The organism is Thauera phenylacetica B4P (assembly GCF_000310225.1).
Classification (GTDB): Bacteria; Pseudomonadota; Gammaproteobacteria; order Burkholderiales; family Rhodocyclaceae; genus Thauera; species Thauera phenylacetica.
Genome location: NZ_AMXF01000548.1, coordinates 1 through 746, shown reverse-complemented (window position 1 = coordinate 746; position 746 = coordinate 1). Strand labels below are relative to the sequence as shown.

The window sequence follows — 746 nt, the reverse complement described above, 5'->3', positions numbered from 1 at the left end:
GCGCCGGGTTCAGGGGCGTCGGCGCGGGCGTCGGCGGGTGCCGCCGGGGTGGCGGCCGGGAGGTGGCGCTCCAGCACCGCACGCAAGGCCTCGATCTGCACCGGCTTGACGAGGTAGTCGTCCATGCCGGCGTCGAGGCAGCGCCGGTCTTCGCCGCGCAGGGCGTTGGCGGTGACCGCGACGATGGCCAGGCGCCGGCACGGGTCCTCCTCGGCGCGGATGCGCGCGGCCAGCGTGTAGCCGTCCATGTTGGGCATGTGGAGGTCGGTCAGCAGCAGGTCGTAGGGGCCTTCGCGCCAGCGCGCGAGCGCCTCCTGGCCGTCCTCGGCCAGCTCGCAGGACAGCCCGAGCAGGTCGAGCTGGCGGGTGATGACCTTGCGGTTGATGTCGTTGTCCTCGGCGACGAGGATGCGTGCGGCCGCCATCTGCGGATCGAGCCCGGCGACCGCGGACGCGCCGCGGCGCTGCGTCGGCCCGCACCCCCCTTCGGCGGCGTCGCGCCCGCAGGCGACGGCCACCGCGCGGATCAGCTCGTCGCGGTGCACGCCTTCACGGTCGAGCGTGAACAGGCCGGGGCCCTGCTGGCGTGCCTGGCGGCGCGCGCCATGCAGGATGAGCAGGATGCCGGGGCGGCGCGGCGGGGGAAGCTGTTGCCAGCGCGCGTGCGCCGCCGGCGCCAGCGGCCGGTCGACGAGCAGCACGGCCTCGTGCGCGGCCGCGGCGAGGAACTGCAGCGCCTGCTCGCT

General features: G+C 76.0%; 1 protein-coding gene. It reads right to left on the bottom strand.

Translation table 11 applies throughout. From position 1 onward, the window contains the following. Window positions 1–746 (bottom strand): response regulator (locus C667_RS25955; RefSeq protein WP_004391489.1); only part of this gene is annotated, 746 nt, incomplete at both ends.